This window comes from Ruegeria sp. CL6 (assembly GCF_056536465.1).
The window spans coordinates 91,817-116,108 of the sequence record NZ_JBQFPR010000007.1 but is presented as its reverse complement, the minus strand read 5'-3'; the positions used below and the strand labels follow the sequence as shown (position 1 = coordinate 116,108).

The window sequence follows — 24,292 nt, the reverse complement described above, 5'->3', positions numbered from 1 at the left end:
ATGGAACGACCCTTTCATTCACTGTCTCTCGAAAGAGGATCAGGCCGTCAGAGCAGCCTGAGCTTTGGCGACGATCGCGCCGAACGCTTCCGGTTCGTGCACGGCCAGATCAGCCAGAACTTTGCGGTCCACTTCAATACCGGCCAGGTTCAGGCCGTTGATGAAGCGGGAATATGTCAGAGCCTCGTCATGCGAACGGACAGCAGCGTTGATACGCTGGATCCACAGCGCGCGGAAGTTGCGCTTGCGGTTCTTACGGTCGCGGGTTGCATACTGGTTGGCCTTGTCGACGGCCTGACGAGCAACTTTGAAGGTGCTCTTGCGGCGGCCATAGTAACCTTTGGCGGCCTTGATGACCTTCTTGTGACGGGCGTGAGTTACGGTTCCACCTTTAACGCGGGACATCTCTTAATCTCCTCTTAGCGGTCGTAGGGCATGTAGCCCTTGACGATCTTGGCGTCGGGGGCGGACAGGGTGGTGTTGCCACGGGCGTCGCGGATGAACTTTTTGGTCCGCTTGATCATGCCGTGCCGTTTACCGGCCTGACCAGCAAGAACCTTACCGGTTGCAGTCACCTTAAAGCGCTTCTTGGCGCTCGACTTGGTCTTCATCTTAGGCATTTCCGTCTCCTTTCGGGGTTCGGTACAATACGCGACTCGGCATGCCATCCGGCCGGTCACGCGATCAGAAGCGCCGTTTACGCAAGTTCGATCATACTGGCAAGGGGGTTTTGACCAGAATCTGCGCTTTTCGCAGGATGGTCAGGCACCGGGGCGACATGCGCCGCCCCGGTGATGTGGTTTAGTGGCCGAACTTGCGGATCTCGCCGCTTTTCAGTCGGGCTGCGTAGCTGGCGAGTTCCTCACGCACCACTTTCATCAGGAAGTAGAGCGCAAAGACGTTCACAACCGCCATCGCAAAGATCGCCGCATCCGAGAAGTCGATGACCGGGCCAAGGTTGGCCGCCGCACCGATCACCACGAAGACGCAGAAGATGATCTTGAAGATCAGCTCTTTGGTGTGGCCTTCGCCAAACAGGTAGGTCCAGGCTTTCAGGCCGTAGTAGGACCAGCTGATCATGGTCGAGAAGGCAAACAGAACCACCGCGATGGCAAGCACATAGGGGAACCACCCAAAGGCGCTGGCAAAGGCTGCCGAGGTCAGGCTGACGCCCGAGTTTCCATCGACCGTGGCAATGGCATTGCCCGCTTCGTTCAGCATGTAGTTGCCGGTTGCCGGATCAACGATCAACTGCTGCGTGATGATGATCACCAGCGCGGTCATGGTACAGATCACGACGGTGTCGATGAACGGCTCGAGCAGGGAAACAAAGCCCTCGGTGATCGGCTCTTTCGTCCGCACCGCCGAGTGCGCAATCGCCGCAGAACCAACGCCCGCTTCGTTCGAGAACGCCGCACGACGGAAGCCCTGAATCAGCGCGCCGACCATGCCGCCAGCAACGCCAAGGCCAGTAAAGGCACCCGCGAAGATCTGGCCAAAGGCCCAACCGATCTGATCTGCGTGCATGAGGATAATGACCAGCGCGGCCAATACATACATGACACCCATGAACGGAACGACTTTTTCCGTGACACGCGCGATGGACTTCAGGCCACCAACGATCACGGCGAACACGATGCCCGCAAAAACCAGACCGGTGATCCAGCCCGGATAGTCGCCAACGATGCCCGCGATCTGCTGATGCGCTTGGTTCGCCTGGAACATGTTGCCACCGCCCAGCGCGCCAAGGATACAGAAGATCGAGAACAGAACCGCAAGGATTTTGCCTCCGGGCAGACCCAGTTCGGCAAAGCCTTTGGACATATAGTACATCGGACCACCCGAGACCGTGCCGTCCTCGTACTCATTGCGGTATTTGACGCCCAGCGTACATTCGGTGAATTTCGACGCCATACCCAGAAGGCCCGCGACGATCATCCAGAATGTGGCACCCGGCCCACCGATCCCGACAGCCACTGCCACACCAGCGATGTTACCAAGGCCAACCGTCCCGGACAGGGCCGTGGCCAGCGCCTGAAAGTGGCTGACCTCACCGGCGTCGTTGGGATCGGAATAGTCGCCTTTGACCAAGCTGATCGAATGGCCAAAGAACCGAAGTTGCACAAAGGCAAAATACAGCGTGAAAACCGTAGCCGCGACAACCAGCCATCCCACGATCCAGGGGAACCCAGTGCCCGGGAAGGGCGCGAAGATAAAGCTGACAAACGGCCCGGTGAAATCGGCGAAAGCCTGGTTGATTTTGTCGTCCAGTCCCACCGCCTCTTGCGCCAGAGCGGGGCTTGCTAAGAAGGTGGCGGCCGAGGCCAGACCCAAGTGTTTCGGCATGTTCATAATCGTCGCCCCTCTCAATTCACTACTGTGACAGGCACATCGGCATGCATCACAAGGTTTTGCGTCGAACTGCCAAACAGCCGCTTTTTGAAGCCATCTGCCGACGCGCGGCCTACGATGATCTGCGTCCCGCCGTTTTCGACCGTAATCGCGTTGAGAGTCTCGGCCACGTCGCCATGACGCACGATACCATGCGCCGAAAACCCGGCAGCGGACAGAGCTTCCACAGCTGGCTTGACGATCCGCGACGTCGCCAATTCGACCTCTTCTTCGCGCCGCTTGTGTCGCAACGCGTTTTCTTCAGGTGTTTGAAAAGTGAAAGGGGACCATTCGATAACATAAACCACTAGCAATTCACACGTTCCGATCCGTTCGGCCAAATCCTTGGCGAAGGCGATCGCGCGCGCTCCAGTTTCTGTCCCGTCCAGTCCAATGACAATTTTGGTTGTCATGACGTTCCTCCGATTTTGTTGATTATACCGAGGCCCGTGCCCCCGGCCGGGCAGCCGGAACCTGGAACTTAATGAGTAGACCGCCCATGCAGATCAGTATCCAAGAAAAACACCGAAAAATAGAGGGGAATCTTTAGGATTCGCCCTCTATTTGGATACTGTATTGTTTTATATGTACTTTTTGTGCTTATTTTTTAAGCTATCACCACTGTCCGAGAGTTGAAGCACTACAGCTCAACCCGGGTCGGTGTTGTAAATCAACCGCTCGTCGCAGGGCGCGATGCGCAGGATGTTGGTCGTACCCGGCACGTTGAAGGGCACACCCGCCGTGACAACGATCTGGTCGGCTTCGGCGGCAAATCCACCGGCGCGGGCGGCGCGGGCTGCATTCACCACTGCGCCTTTGAACCGTTCAAGCTCGGGCGTCATCACGCAATGGCATCCCCAGGTCAGGCACAGGCGGCGGGCCGTGCCGGTGGCCGGTGTCAACGCGATGATCGGAACACCCGGACGCTCGCGCGCTGTCAGCAGGGCAGTTGTTCCGCTTTGCGTAAAGCAGCAGATCGCCTTGATTTCGGTTTTTTCAGCGATCTCACGCGCGGCGGCAACGATGCCATCTGCCACAGACGTGCCTTTGGCCGACCGTGACGACGCGATGATTTGAGAATAGGTCGGGTCTGCTTCGACCTCGATGGCGACCTTGTTCATCGTCTGCACTGCCTCGATCGGGTAAGATCCCGCGGCGGATTCAGCGCTGAGCATGATGGCGTCCGTGCCTTCGTAAATGGCGGTGGCCACATCCGAGACCTCGGCGCGGGTCGGCATGGGGCTTTCGATCATGCTCTCCAACATCTGCGTCGCCACAATCACCGGCTTGGCTGCACCACGGCATTTCCGAACAAGGCGTTTCTGGATAGGCGGAACAGCGGACACGGGCAGCTCCACGCCCAGATCACCTCGCGCGACCATGATCCCGTCGGACGCATCAAGGATGTCGTCAAATGCCTCAACCGCTGCCGGTTTTTCGATCTTGGACAGGATCGACGCGCGGCCATCGGCCAATGCGCGGGCCTCAAACACATCCTTGGCGCGCTGCACAAAGCTCAGCGCCAGCCAATCGACACCCAACTGACAGACAAATTCCAGATCGTCGCGATCCTTGGCGGACAGAGCTGCCAGCGGCAGCACAACGTCCGGCACGTTTACACCCTTGCGGTTGGAAATCGTGCCGCCCACCTCAACTGTGCAGTTGGCGTAGTCCTGGCCACAGTCCTGAACGATCAGGCGGATTTTGCCATCATTGACCAACAGTCGCGCGCCTGGTTCCAACGCCGCGAAAATCTCGGGGTGAGGCAGGCAAACACGGTTGACGTCCCCGGCTTCGGAATCGAGATCCAGTCGGAAAGACGCGCCCTCGACCAGTTCTTCGGCATCATTGGCAAAGACACCCACACGCAGTTTCGGCCCCTGAAGATCGGCAAGGATTGCAATCGGGCTGTCGAGGTCTTTTTCCACCTGCCGGATAATACGGTGGCGTTCGCGAATTTCGTCGTGGCTGCCGTGGCTCATGTTCAGGCGGAACACATCTGCCCCGGCCTCGTGCAAGGCGCGGATGGTGTCATAGTCATTGGACGCCGGTCCCAGCGTCGCCACGATTTTTACATTTCTCAGGCGTCGCATTGGTCTTGCTCTCCTCAGGTATTCTCTGGTTTCGCGAATTTGTTACCGCAAACATTGCTTAGGCTGCTTATTGCGCAATTCCCTTTTGGAAGCAACTGTCCTACACCTGCGGCAAACTAGATGACAGGCTTATGACGTATTCTCCGTTTTTTATCCACGGCGCGGATCGCCCGTCCCGCTGGCTGATCACATGCGACCATGCAACCAACACCGTGCCGCCCGAAATCAACGGTGGAGACCTCGGCCTGCCGCGCGAGGATATGGAGCGTCACATCGCATATGACGTGGGCGCTTATGAGGTTTCCAAGCATCTGGGTGAAATTCTGAACGCGCCCGTCATTGCTGCCAATTTCTCACGCCTCGTGATCGACCCCAACCGGGGGGAAGATGACCCGACCCTACTGATGAAGCTGTATGACGGCTCGATCATCCCCGGCAACCGCCACGCAGACGCCGCCGAACGCGAACGCCGCCTGAACATGTGCTATCGCCCTTATCACAATGCGCTAGCTGAATTGGCCGCCCTGCCCCACGCGGTGATCGTATCGATGCACTCGTTCACCCGGCAACTTCGCGGCCGCGACCCGCGCCCGTGGCATGTGGGTGTCCTGCACACACCGGACAAACGCTTTGCGCGCCCGTTGGTCAACCGACTGGAAGCAGAAGGCGACCTGTGCGTTGGTGTCAATGAACCCTATACCGGAGTGCTGCCCGGTGACGCGATTGACAAACATTGCACGGCATTTGGCCGCCCCAATGCGTTGATCGAGCTGCGCAACGATCTGATTGCCGATCATGCCGGGCAACGCGCATGGGCCGAGCGGTTGGCGGTCATTCTAGAGGATGCTCTGAAGGGCAGCGACCTTTAAGCGCATGACATTGTGAGGTTCGCCGCCAACCCATATATATTGCGGGAAAGGGGGCGACTATGACACAGGAATTTATAACCTCCGTTTTTGGCTGGATGGCCGTTCTCAACATCGGGGTTTTGCTGTTCACGACAGCAATGGTTTTGCTGTTGCAGGACTGGATCGCGGGCATCCACGGCAGGATGTTCCAGATGGAACGCCCAGACGTGAAACGGGCCTATTTCAGGTATCTCGCCAACTACAAAATTCTGACGTTGATCTTCTGCATCGTACCGTGGCTGGCGTTGAAACTGGCCTGATAGGCCGATTGTTGAAACATCGCCACCGGACCGCTAGGTCAGATACAACGATACTGTCACCCGGAGTCAGACCATGGACAAGCAAACCGAAATCGAACTTCAGGCCGCCGCGTTCCGTCGGCTGCAAAAGCACCTGATGGAAGACCGCACCGACGTACAGAACATCGACATGATGAATCTGGCCGGGTTCTGCCGCAACTGCCTGTCGCGCTGGTATCAGGAAGCGGCCAATGAAAAAGGCATCGAGATGGGCAAGGACGAAGCCCGTCAGATTTTCTACGGCATGACAATGGACGACTGGAAAGCCAATTATCAGACCGAAGCCAGCCCCGAGAAACAGGCCGCCTTCGAGGTCGCGTTTGAAGAAAACGTCGGCAAGAAAGGCTGACGCATCAAAAGAAAGGCCCGCCAATTCAGCGGGCCTTTTTGCTCAGATCGCCGCTTTGCGGCTTTCATCCAAATAGATCTCGCGCAGACGCTTGGCGATCGGACCCGGTGTTCCCTCGCCCAGCGCGACCCCGTCGATCTCAACCACCGGCATCACGAAAGCACTGGCCGAGGTGGTGAAAGCCTCATCCGCCTCTTTCGCCTCATCGATGGTGAACAGACGTTCCTCGACTTCCATCTGGGCCTCAGCCGCCATGCGCAGGACGGCTTTGCGGGTGATGCCGTGCAGGATGTCATTGGACAACGGGCGGGTGACGATCTTACCGTCTTTCACGAAATAGGCGTTGTTGCTGGTGCCTTCGGTGACATAGCCATCCTCGACCATCCACGCGTCATCGCAACCGGCGGCCTTTGCCATCATCTTGCCCAAGGACGGATACAGCAACTGCACGGTCTTGATGTCGCGACGTCCCCAGCGGATATCGTCGATCGAGATGATCTTGGCCCCCTTCTGCGCCGCGGGACTGTCGGCCAGACCCGGCTTGTTCTGGGTGAACAGGACGAGCGTCGGCTTGGTGTCAGCCGCAGGGAACACAAAATCCCGGTCTCCATCGCTGCCGCGTGTGACCTGCAAATAGATCAAGCCCTCAACGATCCCGTTCAGTTCGACCAGCTTGCGGTGAATTTCCAAAAGCTCATCCTTGCTGCAGGGCTCGGCCATCTGCAGCTCGTCCAGCGAGCGTTTCAGGCGCACCGCGTGGCCTTCAAAGTCGATCAGCTTGCCGTCCAGAACGCTGGTCACTTCGTAAACAGCGTCGGCCATCAGGAATCCACGATCAAAGATCGAGACTTTGGCCTCGGTCTCGGGCAGGTATTCTCCGTTCACGTAAACGGTGCGGGTCATGTTGTTCTCCTCAGCCCCAGAGCGCGCTTGAAGGCGGATGCACTCCGGCGTCATCAAAAATCAGCGGGTTGGTGCGGTCTTCGGCCAGAAGAAGCGGGCCGTCAAGGTCCGTTACCATCGCACCCTGCGCCAATAAGGTCGCAGGAGCCATCGCAAGCGAGCTGCCGACCATGCAGCCGACCATCACTTGATACCCCTCGGCCAGCGCCTGCTTTCGCAGTTCCAGCGCCTCGGTCAGGCCGCCGGTTTTGTCGAGCTTGATGTTGACCACGTCATATTTACCCTTCAGCGCAGGAAGGCTGGCGCGGTCATGACAGGATTCGTCGGCGCAGACTGGAACCGGACGCTCCATCCCGATCAATGCCTCGTCGTCTCCGGCGGGCAGAGGCTGTTCGACCAGAGCCACCCCCAGGCGCACCAGATGTGGCGCAAGATCGGCGTAGACGGCGGCTGACCAGCCCTCATTCGCGTCGACGATGATCTTGGCATTCGGCGCACCTGCGCGGACGGCCTCAAGCCGAGGCATGTCGTCCGGTGTGCCCAGCTTGATCTTCAGCAGCGGGCGATGCGCATTCTGCGCCGCCTGCGCCTGCATTGCCTCGGGTGTATCCAGCGAAAGGGTATATGCCGTGATCTCCGGCCCCGGAACCGGCAAGCCAGCCAAGTCCCAGGCCCGTTTACCTGCGCGTTTGCACTCCAGATCCCAAAGCGCACAGTCCACGGCATTACGCGCAGCCCCCGCGGGCAGCAGGTCCATCAGCGACTGACGTGTGAATTCTGCGGGCAGGCCAGCGATCTCAGCCTCGACCGAATCGAGCGTCTCGTCGTAGCGCGCGTAAGGAACACATTCCCCACAACCCTGATGCGCCCCATCCGAAATCCGAACTGTCAGAACCTTCGCCTCGGTCCGCGACCCGCGCGAAATGGTGAACACCTGCGCCAGCCGAAACACATCACGAGAGACTTCTACCTGCACGCGCCTACCCTTTCAGTTTAGTGTCGAAAAGGCCGGCAACGAACGCCACCGGCCCAGCGCTTAGATCACAGCGCGGCCAGCGCATCCACCAGTTTACCCGCACCAAACCGGTACGGATCGGTGGCGGGCAGACCCATCTCGGCCTCAACCTCGGCGATATAGGCCAAGGCGTCCTCTTCACTCAGGTTCTGAGTGTTGATCGACACCCCGACAACCTGACAGGCCGGGTTCGCAATCCGTGCCATCGGAAGCGCGGCGTCGCGCAATTCTTGCAGCGTGGGCAGAGAATATTCCGGCAGGCCGCGCATATGAGTCCGGGTGGGTTCGTGGCACAGGATCAGCGCATCCGGCTGGCCGCCATGGATCAGCGCCATGGTCACGCCAGAATAGGACACATGATAAAGCGAGCCCTGCCCTTCGATGTGATCCCAGTGATCCGCGTCATTCTCGGGCGTCAGGTATTCAACCGCACCCGCCATGAAGTCGGCGACGACCGCGTCCAATGGAACGCCCTGCCCGGTGATCAGAATACCCGTCTGACCGGTGGCGCGGAAGGTGGACTTCAACCCGCGCTTGCGCATCTCGGCGTCCATCGACATGGCAGTATACATCTTGCCCGCCGAACAATCGGTGCCCACGGCCAGACACCGCTTGCCCGCGCGTTTTCGGCCATTGGCGATCGGATAGCCAACGGTCGGCACCCGCACATCATGCAAAGTGCAGCCATGGGTCTGAGCTGCGGCCACCAGATCACCTTCATCGCGCAGCAGGTTGTGTAGGCCGGACGCCAGATCATAGCCCATCTCCAACGCTTCGATCAGCACCTTTTTCCACGCCGCGCTGATCACACCGCCCCGGTTGGCTACACCGATAACCAAGGTCTTTGCTCCGGCGGCTTTGGCTTCGGCAAGTGTCATGTCCGTCATGCCCAAATCGGCCTTGCAGCCGTCCATGCGGTACTGACCCACGGCGTTTTCCGGCCGCCAGTCGCGGATTCCGATGGCAACCTTGGCCGCCAACTGGTCGGGCGCATCGCCCAAAAACAATAGATACGGTGTCTCGATCATTGCGGTGCACTCCTTTGATTCCGACGCAGATTATTGAACCACTCAAACGAGTGTTTCGCGTTTTCCTGCAGCGACGCAGGGTCGAGAGGGAGAATCTTGCGCAGTTTTGATCAAAGGCGCAAAAACATCCCAAGTTTTCAAAGCGATTAAACTTTAACCGCCAGCGACGCAGCGTATTGCGGCGAATGCTGCGATTGCATTGCCGCATCTGCACAAAGACGCTTGCGAAGCAACGCGCAATTTAATACCCCAAGAGGCAAGAAAATCGTAATTTCCTTTCTCGCACGAGGTCCAGATGAGCTTTCGCATCCAACCCGCCGCCCCCGCGCGCCCGAACCGTTGCCAACTGTTCGGGCCGGGATCAAATACCAAACTGTTCCCGAAAATGGCTGCCTCTGCAGCGGATGTGATCAATCTGGACCTTGAGGACTCGGTCGCACCCACCGACAAGGACGTGGCCCGCGCCAATGTGATCGAGGCACTGAACACCATCGACTGGGGCAGCAAATACATGTCCGTCCGCATCAACGGGTTGGACACGCCTTATTGGTACCGCGACGTGGTTGATCTGCTGGAACAGGCTGGCGACCGTCTGGACCAGATCATGATCCCCAAAGTCGGTTGTGCGGCAGATGTCTACGCCGTGGACGCGCTGGTCACGGCGATCGAGCGCGCCAAGGGCCGCACCAAGCCGATCAGCTTTGAGGTCATCATCGAATCCGCCGCAGGCATCGCCCGTGTCGAGGAAATCGCCGCCTCCTCGCCCCGCATGCAGGCCATGAGCCTTGGTGCTGCGGACTTTGCGGCCTCGATGGGGATGCAGACCACCGGCATCGGCGGCACGCAGGAAAACTACTACATGCTGCGTGAGGGCGAAAAGCACTGGTCCGATCCGTGGCACTGGGCGCAGGCCGCCATTGTCGCTGCCTGCCGCACCCATGGGGTGCTGCCGGTTGACGGGCCGTTCGGCGACTTCTCGGATGACGAAGGATATATCGCGCAGGCCAAACGCTCGGCCACGCTGGGCATGGTCGGCAAATGGGCGATCCATCCCAAGCAGATCGCGCTGGCCAATCAGGTCTTCACCCCGTCAGACGAAGCCGTATCCGAGGCACGCGAAATCCTTGCCGCGATGGAACAGGCAAAGGCCAATGGCGAAGGCGCAACGGTCTACAAGGGGCGTCTGGTGGACATCGCGTCGATCAAACAGGCCGAGGTGATCGTGGCACAGGCTGAATTGATCGCCGCAAACGGTTGAGACTGAAAAGGCGCCCTTCGGGCAAGCCACTATAGGTAAATGTTGACGAGCTATCGACCAGCAGCTAGGCTACTGGTCGTTTTCGTTTAGAAATAAGAGCTTGTGACGTGCCGGAACCCACGAAGGCTTCGCAGAAATCTGCGAACAAAATGAGAACTCGTCTTCCTCGCCTGCCTGGAGGTTTCTCAGTCAATTTTTGCCGCAATCCACTTTGTGACCTTTACGGCGTATTACCTGACCCACGAGATGGGCGCGGCCGACCAGCTACTCTTGGTTCGAACATGGCGCGGGGCAAGGTCTCCGGTTCTGGAGATGAACGCACCTATGTTTGCCCAAGTTGCGGACGGTCTAGCATCCTCAAGTCCAACAAGGCTTTGGCGGAAGAATACGCAAGGCTCTCCCGCCTGAATAGAAGAACAAAACGTGAAAGTTGTCCGAGTGTTGCATGTATCAATCATGGAGCGACCGTTGGGCTCATGCCGAGCCAGTATCGAAAGTTCGGTAAAACGGCCAAAGGAGATCCAAGATATCAGTGCAAAGCCTGTAAGAAGACCTTCTCGATTGGTCGCTCAACGAGGCGACATAAGCGTAGCGACCTAAATGGTAAAGTCTTTAGATCGCTGGTTAATGGCGTGACGCTTTCAGCTATCTCACGGTTACTGGATACATCACTTCCGGAAGTCTATTCGAAGATCGACTTCATCCACGAGCAATGCCAAGCGTTTGCAGCAGATCGGGAAAAGCGACTGCCCGAAGTATTTGAAGGGGATAGTCCTCACTTCGCCACGGACACACAAATCCTTCAGGTGAACTGGCCCGACAGAGGTATTCGTAAACTTGTAGAAGTGCGCCACATGTGCACCGTCCACAGCGACAGCAAGTATGTCATTGCGTCTACAACAGATGTTGATCCTGACGTTCACCCGCTTGCCGTCGAAAAGGCGATGGAAATTATCGGAGACAAAGAAAAACCTCGTTCTATGCGGGAGAACGCTCGGATTTGGTTTGCCAGTGAGTACATCGAGTACATTTGCAAACGACACGAGGCGACCAACCCAAAATCAAGTCGGTGGCACCGTAACAAAAAGCCAAGAGAACTTGATGACGATATCAGGCTCCTTGAGATGGCCGCCAGGGTTCGACAAGACGCGGCCGAGTTTGCACATATCATGCTGCTCAAGAAGAAGATCGGTCGGAAGTATCGACTGCTGAACTTTTCAGTTGACCGCGATACGGGTGTCTCTTCAGCCTTTTTGGCTGTGTTCAAAAATGAAGTGCAGAAGAGAGTGGTGCGGATTGCAGACGTCACCATGGCAAAGAACGAAAGCCATCCGCGACGCCTGGGGTTTGTGGCTGATGGTAACAAGGAATTAGAGCGCGTGGAGTATTTGCTGCGTCAGGCAGGGTACTTGCCTGGAGACGGTGATCAGGCTGTCCCCAGACCACAGGACGGCGCCATGGAGTACCTTTTGGAAGCTTCCTTTGGCAATATGGCACTCTCCGATATCAGGGCACTCCTAATGGATCATACCGGTCAGTCTGAAACGGCCGGCATTCACTATCCGTTCCACTTCATCAACGAGCCGCATAAGCGGGTGATTTTCCGCACTGACCCAACACGATTAGATTTTGCCCAGATGGCCCAGTTCGCAGTTCGGGCGGGAACACATCCGGTGGACATGTATCACGCTCGGGCACGGACCAAGGTCATGGGATTTGAGCGTGGCTTGTCAACCTCGGGCCGCAAAAGCCTGTGGTACTACAAGCAGTACTACAATCCGGTCATGGTCATGAAGCTGGTGGATATCCTGAGGTTTGCCCATAACTACACCGACCTCATGGTAAAAGAACACAAGAGCCCAGCTATGAAGCTCGGTATTGCGAAGGGCTTTGTGTATGATCGGGATCTCTTCAGTTTTTGAATTCGGCAAGCAAAAAAACGCCGTTCGTTTTGCGTTAACCTAAGGTTGTTCTGCGGGGACAAAGCTGCCTTAGACCCCGCATTTGACGAAAGCGCCTAAATCGCGTTTCTGAATGTTTCTGTCAATCGCTCGTTAAGCATGTGATGCGGTTTAGCACTTTTGCCATAGTGAAGCTCAGCCAATGCTGCGATGTCATTGAACAGAATGACGGACCCATCGTTGCCATCCGAGATAACAAGCAATTTTTGACAGAAGGCATCTAACCCGATGGCGGGAAAGTCTGCCATCGCTACGCCTCCTGGTGCAGGGCCACCAAACAAAAGCAGCACGGCTTCATCAATTTCCACACCAAGCTCTGCGGCTTCCATACCGAAATTGACTTCTCCGAACCAAATTGTATCGCTCTGCGATTTTACGGTCTCGGTCAGGCTAGCAACCGCCTCTGATACGTTCAGCTTTGAATGAAGCTCAATAATTCCAAAGTTCGAACTCAGGTTGGCGACAGGGGCTGGTTGAGCGGGGACTTCATCCAAAATTCTTGCTTGAAGATCCGCAAAGGCCCCCAAAGCGTTTGAATCTTCTAACCCATGTCGCACCTTCAGAAATTCGGCATCGGTAAAGGAGACTTGTGCTTCCCCGCCTGCATCGTACGACAGCACTCGGAAAGGTAAATCCAAACCTGCCCGAAGATTTTCTGAGAGTATCGCAGAGTTGACCGCCGGGTCCGAGTAAATCAGCACTCGGGAAGCGGGCATCTCCACGCCTTCAGCCAATGCGAGACGAGAATGATCAATAGAAGCAATTTCGTTCAAGCTGGCTGTTTTAACCGCCCCTGCCACAAGCGCAAAATTTGAATCGACCTCTTGCTGCACGGTTTGAGTCTGAGCAGCTTCAGCATTCACCACAAAAATGAACAGGGCAGAGAAAACAGTTGAGATTGATCGTCTAAGCATGGCTTCAGCTCATCCCGCGTCCGATTTTCTAAAAAGCAAGAGAGCTGCCATGGCACCAAATGCAAGTTCGGCCAAAAGGTAGAGCACCAGAACAGTATTGGGCATGCCGTCTACAAGAATGCTCAAGATGCGGCCCGCCGCTAACCCAACCATGAACAGGAACAGGACCCACAGCGCTGTGTTTTGCAGTTCCGGTCTGTTGGCTGCGATGAGCCAAAATGCTGCATTTGCGAGGTAAAGGCCCATTATCGCCCGAAAAACATGTGTTTGGCTGGTCCCCTCAACGGGAAAGCCAAGCAGGAATGAAATAGACGCACTTGGTACGACGCCATAAGACAGAGCAATTGGAACAAGACCAAAAGCAGCAAGCAGAAGCAGTAGTCTGGCGGTCATCTTAATTCCTCACAAAAGAAATGGCCTTACCAATCGGCCCGCGTGCATTGAAACCTGATAGATGGACCACCCGACCCTAAAGGCCGGATATCCATTGTCATATTGAGGTTTGCGAAAGTGTTCTCGCAGTGATCTCTACTGGGAGAGGCCGCCCTCGGTCGAAGTCTGTTCCTCGACATGTGCTTGATTTGAAACAGAAGCGCCACGCGATGGATAGGCCTCAAACGTCGCAAGATGTTCGCGTACCAAGTTGAATGCCGGGCCGAATGCCCACATTTTTTGCCCCATCCAACGAACATACATGCCGCTTTCATGAGCCGCTTTCTCATAAGGATCGCGACGCAGGTTGATCAGCAGTGGGGCAGTGCGTTCTTCCTTAGCCCCAGCCCATCCATGGTTTTGCACAACGAAATGCGCCTTCCAGTCCCTATACCGAACTGCTTGCAGATCTGTGCCCTCATAGTAGATGATTTCGTCACGGTTACTCTCATCCGTTTCGCCAACAAGGTAAGGAAGTTGGTTGTAACCATCCAAGTGCACATTGAAGCCTTGGTAACCCTCCAGCAACTCGGCGGGAAGATCATCTGGCCCGCCGGCTGCTGCAACAATCGTAGGCATCCAATCCATGCCACTGAAAATTCCGTTCAGAACTTGGCCCTCAGGAATTTTTCCGGGCCAACGAATGATTGCCGGAACTCGGAAACCACCTTCCCAAGTGGTTCCCTTTTCCCCATAGAAAGGCGTCGTTCCCCCATCCGGCCAAGTTATGGTTTCCGGCCCATTGTCAGCAGTGAAGACTACGATTGTGTTGTCTGATACGCCAAGCTCATCAAGGTGGTTGAGTACCTTGCCGACATTGTCATCTAGCTCTTTCATAACGACATCTTGCAAACCGCGCCCGTCGCCTAACATCGCCTCATACTCCGGGCTGAGATGGGTCCACACATGAGCTCTGGCTGGGGCCATCCACACAAAGAACGGTGTATCCGCTTCGACTGCCCTTGAGATAAAGTCCTTGGTGTGAGCTGTTACTTCGTCATCAAGCGTTTTCTGACGTTCAGGCGGAGCCGGACCATCATCGACAATGCGCTGTTTGCCAACTTTACCAAACCGTGGGTCCACGGTCTCGTCGTCTACGTCTGTCGCAAACGAATGTATGATGTTGCGCGGCCCGTATTGCGCGTCGAATTCCGGGTCATCTGGCCAATCAGGGTCATCGCGGTACTCCATCGCGTTTAGGTGATACAGCCACCCCCAATACTCATCAAAGCCTTTAATGGTTGGGAGGAACTTGTTCAGGTCGCCCAGATGGTTTTTTCCAAACTGGCCCGTGGTATAACCCAGTTCTTTTAAGAACATTGGCAGGGTTGGGTCTTCAGGGTGCAGACCGATGGGACCGCCAGGAAGCCCGACCGTATGCATCCCTGTTCGGATCGGCATTTGGCCGGTAATGAATGCAGATCTACCGGCTGTACAACTCGGCTCGGCGTAATAGTCGGTCAACCTGGCGCCGTCGGCTGCCAACTGATCCAAGTTTGGGGTTTCGATGCTCTTTACTCCACCGTGATACGCACCAAGGCTGGCCCAGCCAACATCATCCGCCATGATGACGAGAATGTTGGGCCGTTCATTGGCATCGGCGAAAGCTGCACTGGCCGTTAGGCCTATCGCAGCAATAAAGTTATATGCAAATTTCATATGGCAGCCCCTTCAGAACGGTAATCTATCTCTGGAAATGAGAGTAGATCTTCCGAAATCTGCGTGTCAATATTTTACCCACCCATGCTAACGCATTAATAATACTCGAAATTTTAGGCGCAATGCGTCAGAAAAAACCGCAATCAACCAAAGTCTATCTTATGGCTCAAAGCGGTCATTTGCTGTACCAAAATCGAACATCCGATAATTGGCGCCAATTTTCGAACTTCTCAATCTGAATACATATGGAAGGAGGCTGAATTCTCAGCCTCCTTCAACATTTACCTATAGGGCCTTGCCCTTCGGGGCGCCTTTTTCTTAACGGCCAAATACGTCGTTTGGCGTCCAGGTGAACCGTTCACCTTTCTTGCCCCATTTCATCATCAGGCAAGACGTTCCGTATTTCTGAAAATACTTGATCTTCAGGGGGTACCATCCCGCCTGCGGGACTTCGACCTCGGTCCTCTGGTTCGCATCGCACCCCTGACGACCGTTGAAGTATCCGATCTGTTGCCCACCGACCCAAGCGTCGATCCCATCATTGGACCAAGTCTCAAGCTCGTAGACACCGGGTGAATTGAACTTGATGTAACCGGTGATCTCAGCCGCGACGTTGAACGCTTCGTTGAATGTCATCACCGGATCGCCTTCGGTCGTATCGCGGTAGTCCAATCCACGCAGCGGCTGACCCGGTTTGGCCTTTTTCAGCAGAAAATCAACCTTGGACAGGTTCTGGATCTTACGCGGAGGGTTACCCTCCCATGCGTATTTTACATTCAAACCGGCTTTTGGGCTGGGCTGAGGGCTGGCAGGTTGCAGCTTGAGCGGCGCTGACATGGCCGCACCTGCAATCATCGCGAAGACTGCGACAAGCGCCCCTGTTCTGAAGAGTTTCATAATCTCCTCCCTGAGAGTCATCCTGCGGGGGCTCGATCCCCATATGATTAGGTCATTAACTGACACTAGGGTGTGAATTTTGCCCCCGCAAGACGGTTAAACATCACAATCGCGGCGCTAGGCACGCATATCTTTGGGAGAATCCATGACAACATAAGACGTAATCGAAGTGACATGCGGCAGTGTTCCCAGCACATCTGTATGGAAGGTCTTATAGGCCGGAAGGTCCGCGCATTCGACGCGCAGCAGGTATTCTATGGTGCCGGTGATGTTGTGACACTCGACCACTTCGGGGGCACGCTGAAGGGCACGCTCAAACCCTTCCTGTGCGGCCTTGGTGTGTTCGCCCAGACCCACGCCGATATAGGCCACGAACCCCACGCCAACCGCCGCCGGGTTCAAGACCGCGCGGTATCCGGCGATCACGCCTGAACGCTCCAGTTCTTGCACGCGGCGCAGGCAGGCGGATGGGGAAAGCCCAACACGTTCGGCCAGATCCAGATTGCTGATCCGTCCGTCGCGCGAAAGCTCGTGCAATATTTGCTGATTTATTCGATCAATCTTGGTCATTTATTGCAGAAGTATGACAGCCACGCACAAAAACGCAATTTCATTTGTCCTGTGCACAGCAATTATGCCGTTCATGACATACGAGATTCTTCTAGCCCTGATCACATTTGCCTTTGTTTCGTCCATTACACCCGGACCAAACAACCTGATGCTGATGGCGTCCGGCGCGAATTTTGGCTTTCGCCGGACGGTCCCGCACATGTTGGGGATCGGACTGGGCTTTACGGTGATGGTTCTGTTGGTCGGGGCTGGTTTGGTGCAGGTCTTTGATCGGTTTCCTATCAGCTATACGATCCTGAAAACGGCCTCGGTCCTTTATCTGCTGTTTCTCGCCTGGAAAATCGCACATGCAGCGCCGGCAAAGGCAGGAGCGACCTCGGGCACGCCAATGACCTTTCTTCAGGCGGCAGCGTTTCAATGGGTCAACCCCAAAGCATGGGTCATGGCCTTGACAGCCACAACCGCCTACACGCCCGAGCAGACTCTGAACGCCATCGTCATCGTTGCGCTTGTGTTTGGTGCCGTGAACCTGCCCTCGGTCAGTACGTGGACGGTTCTGGGGCAACAGATGGCGCGCGTGTTGACCAATCCCAAACGCTTGTCCGCGTTCAACTGGTCTATGGCGATATTGCTGGTGGCCTCGCTGTACCCCGTTCTCTGGCCAGCATAACCGGCTTCTTGGCGAAGAAATCTGACTGCACCAAACGCCGATCGCATTGCCCGAGTTGCATCCGGCGCGACGTCAGGTCATATAGCAGGGAAATTCTGCGTTGAGAGGCGTCATGACCCAGTATCTGGATTTTGAAAAACCCCTGGCCGAGATTGAAGGCAAGGCCGAGGAACTGCGTGCTTTGGCCCGCGCCAACGAAGAAATGGACGTGGCCGAAGAAGCCGCCGCACTTGACGCCAAGGCCGCCAAGCTGCTGGACGAGCTTTACGCGGACCTGACCCCGTGGCGCAAATGTCAAGTGGCCCGGCACCCTGAACGCCCGCATTGTCAGGACTATGTCAAGGAACTGTTCACCGAATTCACGCCGCTGGCGGGGGACAGAAACTTTGCCGACGACCTGGCCGTGATCGGTGGGCTTGCACGTTTCAATGACCAGCCCGTCATGGTGATCGGGCACGAAAAAGGCTCGGACACCAAGTCGCGGATCGAACGGAACTTCGGCATGGCCCGGCCCGAAGGATACCGCAAAGCCGTCCGCCTGATGGAAATGGCGGGGCGGTTTGGGCTGCCGGTCATCACGCTCATCGACACCGCTGGTGCTTATCCCGGCAAGGGGGCTGAAGAACGCGGCCAGTCCGAGGCGATCGCCCGCTCAACCGAGATGTGCCTGAAAATCGGCGTGCCCTTGGTTTCGGTCATCATTGGCGAAGGCGGCTCGGGCGGCGCGGTGGCATTTGCCACGGCAAACCGCGTGGCGATGCTGGAGCATTCTGTGTACTCGGTCATCTCGCCCGAGGGCTGCGCGTCGATTCTGTGGAAAGACTCGGAAAAGATGCGCGAAGCGGCTGAGGCTCTGCGTCTAACCGCGCAAGACCTCTACAAACTGGGCGTCTGCGACAGTATCATTACTGAACCCAAAGGCGGCGCACATCGCGATCGCGCGGCTGCGGTTGACTCGGTTCGCGCCGCGATTGCCGCTATGCTGAACGAGCTTGAAGGCAAAGACGCGGCGGCCCTGATCCGCGACCGCCGTCAGAAATTCCTGGATATCGGTTCAAAAGGGCTGGCCGCGTAACGCGCCTAGCCCCCCAACTGCCGCAATAGCGCCACCGAAGGCTCGCCCGTCACCGGCAGACCCTTGGCGCTTTGATAGGCGCTGATGGCGGATTTCGTGTTGTTGCCGATCACACCGTCTGCGCCCTGCGTATCATACCCGGCCGCAGTCAGTCGGCGTTGCAGTTCCTTGCGATCCTCCAGCGTCAGGCCGGTGGCATCCGGTCCGAATGAGGCCTGGAACGGTGCGCCACCCGCGATCCGGTCGGACAAATGTCCGACGCCAATCGCATAGCTGTCCGAGTTGTTGTACCGCTTGATCACCTGAAAATTTCGGAACACGGCAATACGCGGCCCCGGCGTTTGCGGCTGCAGAACCGCGACCGGCGTGCCCGAGACCGTTCCGACCTCACCACCCCAAGGCTGTCCGCGCACCCAACCTGCGCGGGCCAGATATGCCGCGGTTGAAGCCAGCGAATCCGTCGGATCGTCGGACCAGATATCGCGGCGACCATCGCCGGTGAAGTCCACCGCATAGGCAAGGTACGACGTCGGAATGAACTGCGTGTGGCCCATTGCCCCCGCCCAACTTCCGGTCATCTTGTCGGGGGTCGTGTCGCCCTCCTGAATGATCTTCAGGGCCGCGATCAGTTGCTTTTCAAAAAATGCCCCCCGCCGCCCGTCATAAGCCAGCGTCGAGACCGCCGAAACCACGGGCACATCACCTCGGCGGGCACCATAGCGGCTTTCAAGCCCCCAGACCGCAACGATGACCTCTTTGTCGACACCGTATTGCGCCTCGATCTTGGACAAGGTGCCGGCATGGCGCACCATCATCTGCTGGCCCGTCTCGATCCGCTCGTCCGAGGCAGCGATGGCCAAATAGTCTTCAAGCGAACGTTTGAATTCAACCTGATTGCGATCACGCTCGATCACGTCCGGCAAATACCCGGCACCCTGAAAGGCACGATTGATCGTTGACTGCGAAATACCCTGCGCGGCAGCGCGACCTTTGAAACCGGCAACCCAGGCATCCCAACCCGAGTTTGGAACGGCGCGCATACGCGACGCAGGCGCGGTGGTCCGCGTCCCGGCGGAACACGCAGTCAGAAGGGCGGACCCGAGGCCGACAGAAAATACTCGACGATTGATCATGGCTGAAATCTGCTCTTGTTGTGATTTGGTCCAGAGTACAACAGAGCGTCGCCCCAAACCAGAACGACGAATCCAGTCCGAGCAGACTCAAGACGTTCGGCAACAAGTCGCCTAGCTGACCAGCATCCTCAGACCCTGCGTTACATCCGAGCGCACAGCCAAACGCAAACCGGGTTCGTCCCCGGCCTTGAGTGCAGCAATGATCAGCTTGTGATAATGCGGCGGCTCGGTCCGGCGCAGACGGCCATACAACGCACGCATGGTCGGCCCCAATTGCAGCCAAACGGTTTCGGCAATGGCCAGCATCGCAGGTGCCTGCGCCCTCAGGTAAAGGGTTCGGTGAAACTCAAGATTGGTCCGAATATAGCCGACGGCGTCGCGCTTGGTGACCATTTCAGCCACGTTCATGTTGATGCTTTGAAGCCGGTCGATCAAAGCCATATGTGCCCGGGGCAAAGCACGGCTTGCCAGCTCAACCTCAAGCAAGGCGCGCAGGGCCGCCAGCTCCTCGATCCGGTCGTTTGTCAGCTCGGGCGTCGAGACGCGGCCGGACGTGGATAAGAACAATGCCCCTTCAGCCGCCAGACGTCGCACAGCCTCGCGCGCCGGAGTCATCGAAACACCAAATTCCTTGCCGATACCGCGCAGGGTCAGTGCCTGCCCCGGGGAAATTTCGCCATGCATGATACGAGCCCGCAAAGCCCGGTAGACCCGGTCATGCGTGGCCGTTTGTGATTCAGAAGGACGAGCGTTTAACATGCCCCCATGTGATCACAAAATGACCTGTGGTCAACTCATGGCGGCGTCGAATCTGTACTGATGAAGCTGTGCCCCGTTGTCGCGCAGCCACCGCCTTTGGTCCTTGTAATCTCCGAAAATGCGTTCGACCTGCGCCCAGAACGCGGCTGAGTGGTTCATTTCCGCCAGATGCGCCACCTCATGCGCAGCCACGTAATGCAGGATGTCGGACGGGGCCAGAATCAGCCGCCATGAAAACATCAAGCCACCGGTCGAACTGCACGACCCCCAGCGAGACCGCGTATCCCGGATCGTCAGGCTGGAATACGGACGCCCCAGAATGGCCGCGTAGTCATCGCACGCCCCGGTAAGGCGATCCCGCGCCAGTTCCTTGAGAAATCTGGCCAGCCGTCGTGCCTCAGCGCCCTTGGGGACAGCGATCTCATCGTTGCCCAACTGCACACGACGCCCACTGGCAGGAACGATTCGCCGAGCGACGCCCTCAACCGGGATGCTCTGGCCGAACTGAACAACCGCCGGGTCGGGCCTGTCTTCTAGGTGCTGACGAATCCAGTCTTCTTTCATACGCGCAAAGTTCAGCGCCTCGGCCTCTGGCACGCCTTGCGGGTATGTCAGTGTAACGCGCCCATCCAACTGGGAAATTCGCAGGCTGATCCGTCGCGCCCGCGCTGATTTGCGCAACGTCAGCGGCACCGGAGGCGTCCCGGGCAGTGCGTGATCTCCCATATGCCTGTTTCTCCTGCTCAAAGGCTTTGACAGTGCCAGCTGCATGTGGCACGTGACCTGAATCGTTGATACGACTCACCTGATATCAAGGGGATTTGACATGCCCAAGGAAGAATGGGGCGTAAAGCGCGTTTGCCCGACAACCGGCAAGCGGTTTTATGACCTGAACAAGGACCCGATCGTTAGCCCCTACACCGGCGAGATCGTGGAGCTTGAAACCGGCAAAAGCCGGATGATCGCCGCGGATGCAGAAGATGCAGCATCGGCCAAAGCGCGTGAGAACGCGTCAAGTGAAGATCTGGTTCTGGATGATGACGACAATGTCGACGTCGAACTGGATGACGACCTGCTGGACGATGACGATGACGGCAATGATAACGTCTCTTTGGACGACATCACTGACATGTCGTCCGAGGACGAAAACTAATATTGGTCAGAGGCGGCCCCGCGCCGCCTCGAACCACCCCGGTCTTTGGCCGGAAAGTTTTTGACGGATTTGCCTGTTTTTGGACTTGCGCTAACCGCCGCTGTCTCATAAACGTCCGTCCACTGCTTCGGCAGTACCTGCATGGGGCCTTAGCTCAGTTGGGAGAGCGCTTGCATGGCATGCAAGAGGTCAGGGGTTCGACTCCCCTAGGCTCCACCATCTTTATCCTCACTTCGAATTCACTCGCAGTCATACGGCTTTGAAAGTAAGGCCTTTGACGTGCCAGTCTTTCTCACCCCCAAGGAAACTTGGGCTCTGCCAGAAGTCCCATTGTGGGGGTCTGTGTGGGGTTCGCCAGTGAGAACGTATGCATGATGACCAAACTAACGGACAGACAAATCAAAGCTGCGAAGCCGGGCGATAAGAAGATCAAGCTGGCAGATGGCGGTGGCCTCGCTCTAATCGTTCACCCGAAAGGCAGCAAGACGTGGGTCTGGCGTTACAGGGTCGATGGCAAGCAGCGTGAGATGACCTTGGGCTCCTATCCCTCTGTCGGCCTCAAGGACGCGCGACAGCGCGTCGAGGTGCAGAGAAACCTGCTAGACACCAATATCACCCCCGACGTGGCGGAGATGCGCGCAGGGGTACAGGCTCGGTCAGGTCTGACGGACACCACATTCGCCGGTGTCGCACGCGCATGGCTGGCAGAGGAGCGTCCACACTGGGCAGAGAAGACTTATGTCCGCGCCCGCAACCGGATCGAAAAGGATGCCATCCCTCTGTTGGGGACTGTAGTGGTCGCGGATATCACGGCAGTCGATATCAAGGCCGTTGCGCTCAAGATCGCGGATCGTGGATCGCATGAGACTGCACGCCGGGTCATTCGCATCCTGCGGCAGGTTCTAGGCTATGCTGAGGCCGAAGGCTTGATCTCTGTCGTGCCGGGAGCAAACGTGATCGACAGGTTCAAGCCCCAGCCGAAGAAGCACCACCCAGCCATCGTTGAGCCAGAACGTCTGGCGCTGTTTCTGCAGGCGCTGGACGCTTGGCCGCATCAAACTTTGGGTAAACCTCTGGTGCAGATTATCGCACATACAGGTCAGAGGGCCGGTGAGGTGCGCAAAATGCGATGGGCGGACATCAACATGGGCGAGCGGGTCTGGAACAACCCTATCACCAAGACAGGTATCACGCTTGCCATACCCCTGACGGATCCGGTGATCAAAATCCTCAACGAGATGTACAAGCTCAATGGCCACCGCGAGTATGTATTCGCCAGCGAGAACGGACCTGTTTCTGAACCGGCCACAATGAACATGATCCGCAGGATCGGGTTTGATGGAGAGACCGACGCACATGGCCTGCGGGCTACGCTGCGCACATTGGTGACCGAGCATCTCGGGTTCGACGAGAAACTGGCAGAGGCACAGTTATCCCACGCATCGAAGGAACAGCATGGCCGCGCATATGACCGCACATCGTTTCTCGCCCAGCGCCGCGTTATGATGGAAGCTTATTCGCAGTTTCTGGTTCAGCTTCAGGAGGGCGGTGCTATCGTGGTGCCGTTGATTGCGGGGGCAAAGGTGTGAGTGACACGGTAACAAAAGATTTCGACTGGTTGCGTGGACGTTTAAACGAGCGCGTGAAATCTGGCGAATGGTCCCACGTTCTTGACTTGCATGACATTCTGGATGTTTTGCGCGAGCAGGAAGGAATAGTGTCATCAGCGCTGGACAAGCACCTGACAGATCTCACAACTGCAATGCACAAAGCGAATGCTGGCAATGCCGCGAAAGACCCGAGGGAAATCCTTTTTCAAGGCGGCGCTGCGGGTGGCGTCATGTACCTGATCAATCAGCAAGGCTATAACGTGGAAAACGCGCGAACTCTGATTGCAAATGTAATGCAGATTGGTCGTGACGATGTAGTCAAGTGGCATAAAGCCACGCTGAAAGCTCCAGATATCAGTGATCAGAACTACCGCCTCAATCTGAACTTTGCCGCGCAGGAAATGATCCGGAAACTCACTGAAAGAGTGTCTCGAATGCACAACCAAATGACGGTTGAAGAGGTCATTCTTGAGGTGTTCTCACCCACCTGATCAGGGGGGTAAATTAGAACGTTTGTTTTTACCCCCCTGCTTTCATTATCTGAATTGCCAGTATCTTTTTGTAGGAGGCTGGCAATGTCAGATCACATCGAAGTCCCCGTTCCACACCGTCTCTATGATGAGCGGTATCTGGCGGCGCTGTTCGGTCTCAGCGAGGACGAGTTCTATCTGTTGGACCACTGGCGCGAGTACCATCTCGGCCCGAAATTCATGAACCTTCCCACGGGACAAATCCGGTATCTCGGCAGCGACATCACCAATTGGATAGAAGCTGGTGGCGATCACGATCCCCGTGACATCATTCGTAGCTACGAAGGCCTTGAAGCCAAGAAGGCAGAGAAGCTGGGCCAGGAAATGATGGAGAAAGGTTTTTTCAAGCGGTCACGGGCTGCGATTGAAAAAGCCAATGGCGAAGAACCTCAGACGGAGGCGTATGCATGAGTGTCGCCCGTATGCCTATCCACCCCGACAGCTTCCCGAAAACAGGGAACGTCACACTGAAACAGCTTTCCACCCACAGCGGTGCGTTGGGCATGTTCCCCGGATCGCCAAGCAAGTGGTTGCGTATGGTGGACAGCGGCGATGCGCCGGAACCCATCCAGATTGGTCGCCAGCATTTTTGGCGCGCTGAACATGTCCGCGCAATTGCGGCGGGTATCGACTGGCGGCTTGTGAAGATCGACACGCCCGATCTGGCAGCGGAATAGGAATAGAG

The 24,292-nt window shown here is 56.8% G+C and carries 28 protein-coding genes and 1 tRNA gene; 13 read left to right on the top strand and 16 right to left on the bottom strand.

Going from position 1 to position 24,292, the window contains the following annotated elements:
- Positions 1-39 precede the first annotated feature (39 nt).
- From rplT to pyk, 5 genes are all read right to left on the bottom strand, one after another.
- The gene (gene rplT, locus ACR0LH_RS17755) at positions 40-405 is read right to left on the bottom strand and encodes a 50S ribosomal protein L20 (RefSeq protein WP_152457001.1); all 366 of its coding nucleotides are present in this window, start codon (positions 403-405) and stop codon (positions 40-42) included.
- A 14-nt stretch (positions 406-419) separates the two neighbouring features.
- Entirely contained in the window at positions 420-620 is a 201-nt protein-coding gene (gene rpmI / locus ACR0LH_RS17750; RefSeq protein ID WP_010443552.1) for a 50S ribosomal protein L35, read from the bottom strand.
- 181 nt (positions 621-801) lie between these two features.
- Complete coding sequence (locus tag ACR0LH_RS17745) at positions 802-2,352, bottom strand: alanine/glycine:cation symporter family protein (RefSeq protein WP_170388115.1); 1,551 nt, start codon at positions 2,350-2,352, stop codon at positions 802-804.
- Positions 2,353-2,366: 14 nt separating this feature from the next.
- Positions 2,367-2,804 (bottom strand): universal stress protein, encoded by a 438-nt coding sequence (locus tag ACR0LH_RS17740; RefSeq protein WP_480721914.1) that lies wholly within the window; start codon positions 2,802-2,804, stop codon positions 2,367-2,369.
- 234 nt (positions 2,805-3,038) lie between these two features.
- On the bottom strand, positions 3,039-4,484 hold the full coding sequence (gene pyk, locus ACR0LH_RS17735; protein ID WP_170418219.1) for a pyruvate kinase: 1,446 nt from the start codon (positions 4,482-4,484) through the stop codon (positions 3,039-3,041).
- A 131-nt stretch (positions 4,485-4,615) separates the two neighbouring features.
- On the opposite strand from pyk, the gene ACR0LH_RS17730 reads away from it, so the two are divergent.
- The 3 genes from ACR0LH_RS17730 (at position 4,616) to ACR0LH_RS17720 (ending at position 6,040) form a co-directional block, all read left to right on the top strand.
- Positions 4,616-5,353: an N-formylglutamate amidohydrolase gene (locus ACR0LH_RS17730; protein ID WP_480721912.1), complete on the top strand. Its 738-nt coding sequence runs from the start codon at positions 4,616-4,618 to the stop codon at positions 5,351-5,353.
- A 59-nt stretch (positions 5,354-5,412) separates the two neighbouring features.
- Positions 5,413-5,652 (top strand): DUF6868 family protein, encoded by a 240-nt coding sequence (locus ACR0LH_RS17725; protein WP_170699147.1) that lies wholly within the window; start codon positions 5,413-5,415, stop codon positions 5,650-5,652.
- 73 nt (positions 5,653-5,725) lie between these two features.
- Positions 5,726-6,040, top strand: a complete 315-nt coding sequence (locus ACR0LH_RS17720) for a DUF1244 domain-containing protein (RefSeq protein WP_170567844.1) — start codon at positions 5,726-5,728, stop codon at positions 6,038-6,040.
- A gap of 42 nt (positions 6,041-6,082) precedes the next feature.
- Here ACR0LH_RS17720 and ACR0LH_RS17715 read toward each other — a convergent pair whose 3' ends face one another.
- The 3 genes from ACR0LH_RS17715 to dgcN all read right to left on the bottom strand — a co-directional run bounded on the left by ACR0LH_RS17715 (position 6,083) and on the right by dgcN (position 8,986).
- Positions 6,083-6,943 (bottom strand): D-amino-acid transaminase, encoded by an 861-nt coding sequence (locus tag ACR0LH_RS17715; protein ID WP_170388103.1) that lies wholly within the window; start codon positions 6,941-6,943, stop codon positions 6,083-6,085.
- 10 nt (positions 6,944-6,953) lie between these two features.
- On the bottom strand, positions 6,954-7,919 hold the full coding sequence (dgcA, locus tag ACR0LH_RS17710; protein ID WP_480721911.1) for an N-acetyl-D-Glu racemase DgcA: 966 nt from the start codon (positions 7,917-7,919) through the stop codon (positions 6,954-6,956).
- Positions 7,920-7,984: 65 nt separating this feature from the next.
- Complete coding sequence (gene dgcN, locus ACR0LH_RS17705) at positions 7,985-8,986, bottom strand: N-acetyltransferase DgcN (RefSeq protein WP_170388100.1); 1,002 nt, start codon at positions 8,984-8,986, stop codon at positions 7,985-7,987.
- Positions 8,987-9,281: 295 nt separating this feature from the next.
- Here dgcN and ACR0LH_RS17700 point away from each other — a divergent pair, with 295 nt between their 5' ends.
- Together ACR0LH_RS17700 and ACR0LH_RS17695 are read left to right on the top strand one after the other, a co-directional pair.
- Positions 9,282-10,244: an L-malyl-CoA/beta-methylmalyl-CoA lyase gene (locus tag ACR0LH_RS17700; RefSeq protein ID WP_480721909.1), complete on the top strand. Its 963-nt coding sequence runs from the start codon at positions 9,282-9,284 to the stop codon at positions 10,242-10,244.
- Positions 10,245-10,525: 281 nt separating this feature from the next.
- Positions 10,526-12,166: a transposase gene (locus tag ACR0LH_RS17695; RefSeq protein WP_480721908.1), complete on the top strand. Its 1,641-nt coding sequence runs from the start codon at positions 10,526-10,528 to the stop codon at positions 12,164-12,166.
- 95 nt (positions 12,167-12,261) lie between these two features.
- On the opposite strand, the gene ACR0LH_RS17690 is transcribed toward ACR0LH_RS17695, so the two are convergent.
- The 5 genes from ACR0LH_RS17690 to ACR0LH_RS17670 all read right to left on the bottom strand — a co-directional run bounded on the left by ACR0LH_RS17690 (position 12,262) and on the right by ACR0LH_RS17670 (position 16,677).
- Positions 12,262-13,119, bottom strand: coding sequence for a DUF302 domain-containing protein (locus ACR0LH_RS17690; protein ID WP_170650313.1), 858 nt, complete (start codon positions 13,117-13,119; stop codon positions 12,262-12,264).
- Positions 13,120-13,128: 9 nt separating this feature from the next.
- A complete protein-coding gene (locus ACR0LH_RS17685; RefSeq protein WP_170650310.1) occupies positions 13,129-13,512 on the bottom strand; it encodes a DUF4345 domain-containing protein in 384 nt (127 codons plus the stop codon).
- A 135-nt stretch (positions 13,513-13,647) separates the two neighbouring features.
- Positions 13,648-15,210 carry an arylsulfatase gene (locus ACR0LH_RS17680; protein WP_480721907.1) on the bottom strand — a complete coding sequence of 521 codons (1,563 nt, stop codon included), beginning with the start codon at positions 15,208-15,210 and terminating at the stop codon, positions 13,648-13,650.
- 318 nt (positions 15,211-15,528) lie between these two features.
- Entirely contained in the window at positions 15,529-16,107 is a 579-nt protein-coding gene (locus ACR0LH_RS17675) for a PA14 domain-containing protein (RefSeq protein WP_170567852.1), read from the bottom strand.
- A gap of 117 nt (positions 16,108-16,224) precedes the next feature.
- The gene (locus ACR0LH_RS17670; RefSeq protein WP_170418241.1) at positions 16,225-16,677 is read right to left on the bottom strand and encodes an Lrp/AsnC family transcriptional regulator; all 453 of its coding nucleotides are present in this window, start codon (positions 16,675-16,677) and stop codon (positions 16,225-16,227) included.
- 73 nt (positions 16,678-16,750) lie between these two features.
- Between ACR0LH_RS17670 and ACR0LH_RS17665 the strand changes: the two genes are divergently transcribed.
- Both ACR0LH_RS17665 and ACR0LH_RS17660 read left to right on the top strand, forming a co-directional pair.
- Positions 16,751-17,347, top strand: a complete 597-nt coding sequence (locus tag ACR0LH_RS17665) for a LysE family translocator (RefSeq protein ID WP_170418243.1) — start codon at positions 16,751-16,753, stop codon at positions 17,345-17,347.
- Positions 17,348-17,459: 112 nt separating this feature from the next.
- Positions 17,460-18,422, top strand: a complete 963-nt coding sequence (locus tag ACR0LH_RS17660; RefSeq protein WP_480721906.1) for an acetyl-CoA carboxylase carboxyltransferase subunit alpha — start codon at positions 17,460-17,462, stop codon at positions 18,420-18,422.
- Positions 18,423-18,427: 5 nt separating this feature from the next.
- Here the strand turns inward: ACR0LH_RS17660 and ACR0LH_RS17655 are convergent, their stop codons facing one another.
- The 3 genes from ACR0LH_RS17655 to ACR0LH_RS17645 all read right to left on the bottom strand — a co-directional run bounded on the left by ACR0LH_RS17655 (position 18,428) and on the right by ACR0LH_RS17645 (position 21,040).
- Positions 18,428-19,555, bottom strand: a complete 1,128-nt coding sequence (locus ACR0LH_RS17655; RefSeq protein ID WP_480721905.1) for a lytic murein transglycosylase — start codon at positions 19,553-19,555, stop codon at positions 18,428-18,430.
- A gap of 111 nt (positions 19,556-19,666) precedes the next feature.
- Positions 19,667-20,314 carry a GntR family transcriptional regulator gene (locus ACR0LH_RS17650; RefSeq protein WP_480721903.1) on the bottom strand — a complete coding sequence of 216 codons (648 nt, stop codon included), beginning with the start codon at positions 20,312-20,314 and terminating at the stop codon, positions 19,667-19,669.
- A 30-nt stretch (positions 20,315-20,344) separates the two neighbouring features.
- The gene (locus ACR0LH_RS17645) at positions 20,345-21,040 is read right to left on the bottom strand and encodes a M48 family metallopeptidase (RefSeq protein ID WP_480721902.1); all 696 of its coding nucleotides are present in this window, start codon (positions 21,038-21,040) and stop codon (positions 20,345-20,347) included.
- A 100-nt stretch (positions 21,041-21,140) separates the two neighbouring features.
- On the opposite strand from ACR0LH_RS17645, the gene ACR0LH_RS17640 reads away from it, so the two are divergent.
- The 6 genes from ACR0LH_RS17640 (at position 21,141) to ACR0LH_RS17615 (ending at position 24,284) form a co-directional block, all read left to right on the top strand.
- The gene (locus ACR0LH_RS17640) at positions 21,141-21,467 is read left to right on the top strand and encodes a TIGR02300 family protein (RefSeq protein ID WP_170418257.1); all 327 of its coding nucleotides are present in this window, start codon (positions 21,141-21,143) and stop codon (positions 21,465-21,467) included.
- 143 nt (positions 21,468-21,610) lie between these two features.
- A tRNA-Ala gene (locus ACR0LH_RS17635) sits at positions 21,611-21,686 on the top strand.
- Between the two features lie 152 nt (positions 21,687-21,838).
- Complete coding sequence (locus ACR0LH_RS17630) at positions 21,839-23,056, top strand: integrase arm-type DNA-binding domain-containing protein (protein ID WP_170554781.1); 1,218 nt, start codon at positions 21,839-21,841, stop codon at positions 23,054-23,056.
- Entirely contained in the window at positions 23,053-23,568 is a 516-nt protein-coding gene (locus tag ACR0LH_RS17625; protein ID WP_170486021.1) for a hypothetical protein, read from the top strand. Before ACR0LH_RS17630 ends, ACR0LH_RS17625 begins: the two co-directional genes overlap by 4 nt.
- 84 nt (positions 23,569-23,652) lie before the next feature.
- Positions 23,653-24,018 (top strand): hypothetical protein, encoded by a 366-nt coding sequence (locus ACR0LH_RS17620; protein ID WP_170486022.1) that lies wholly within the window; start codon positions 23,653-23,655, stop codon positions 24,016-24,018.
- Complete coding sequence (locus ACR0LH_RS17615; RefSeq protein WP_170554784.1) at positions 24,015-24,284, top strand: hypothetical protein; 270 nt, start codon at positions 24,015-24,017, stop codon at positions 24,282-24,284. The genes ACR0LH_RS17620 and ACR0LH_RS17615 overlap by 4 nt, the downstream gene beginning before the upstream one ends.
- Positions 24,285-24,292 lie beyond the last annotated feature (8 nt).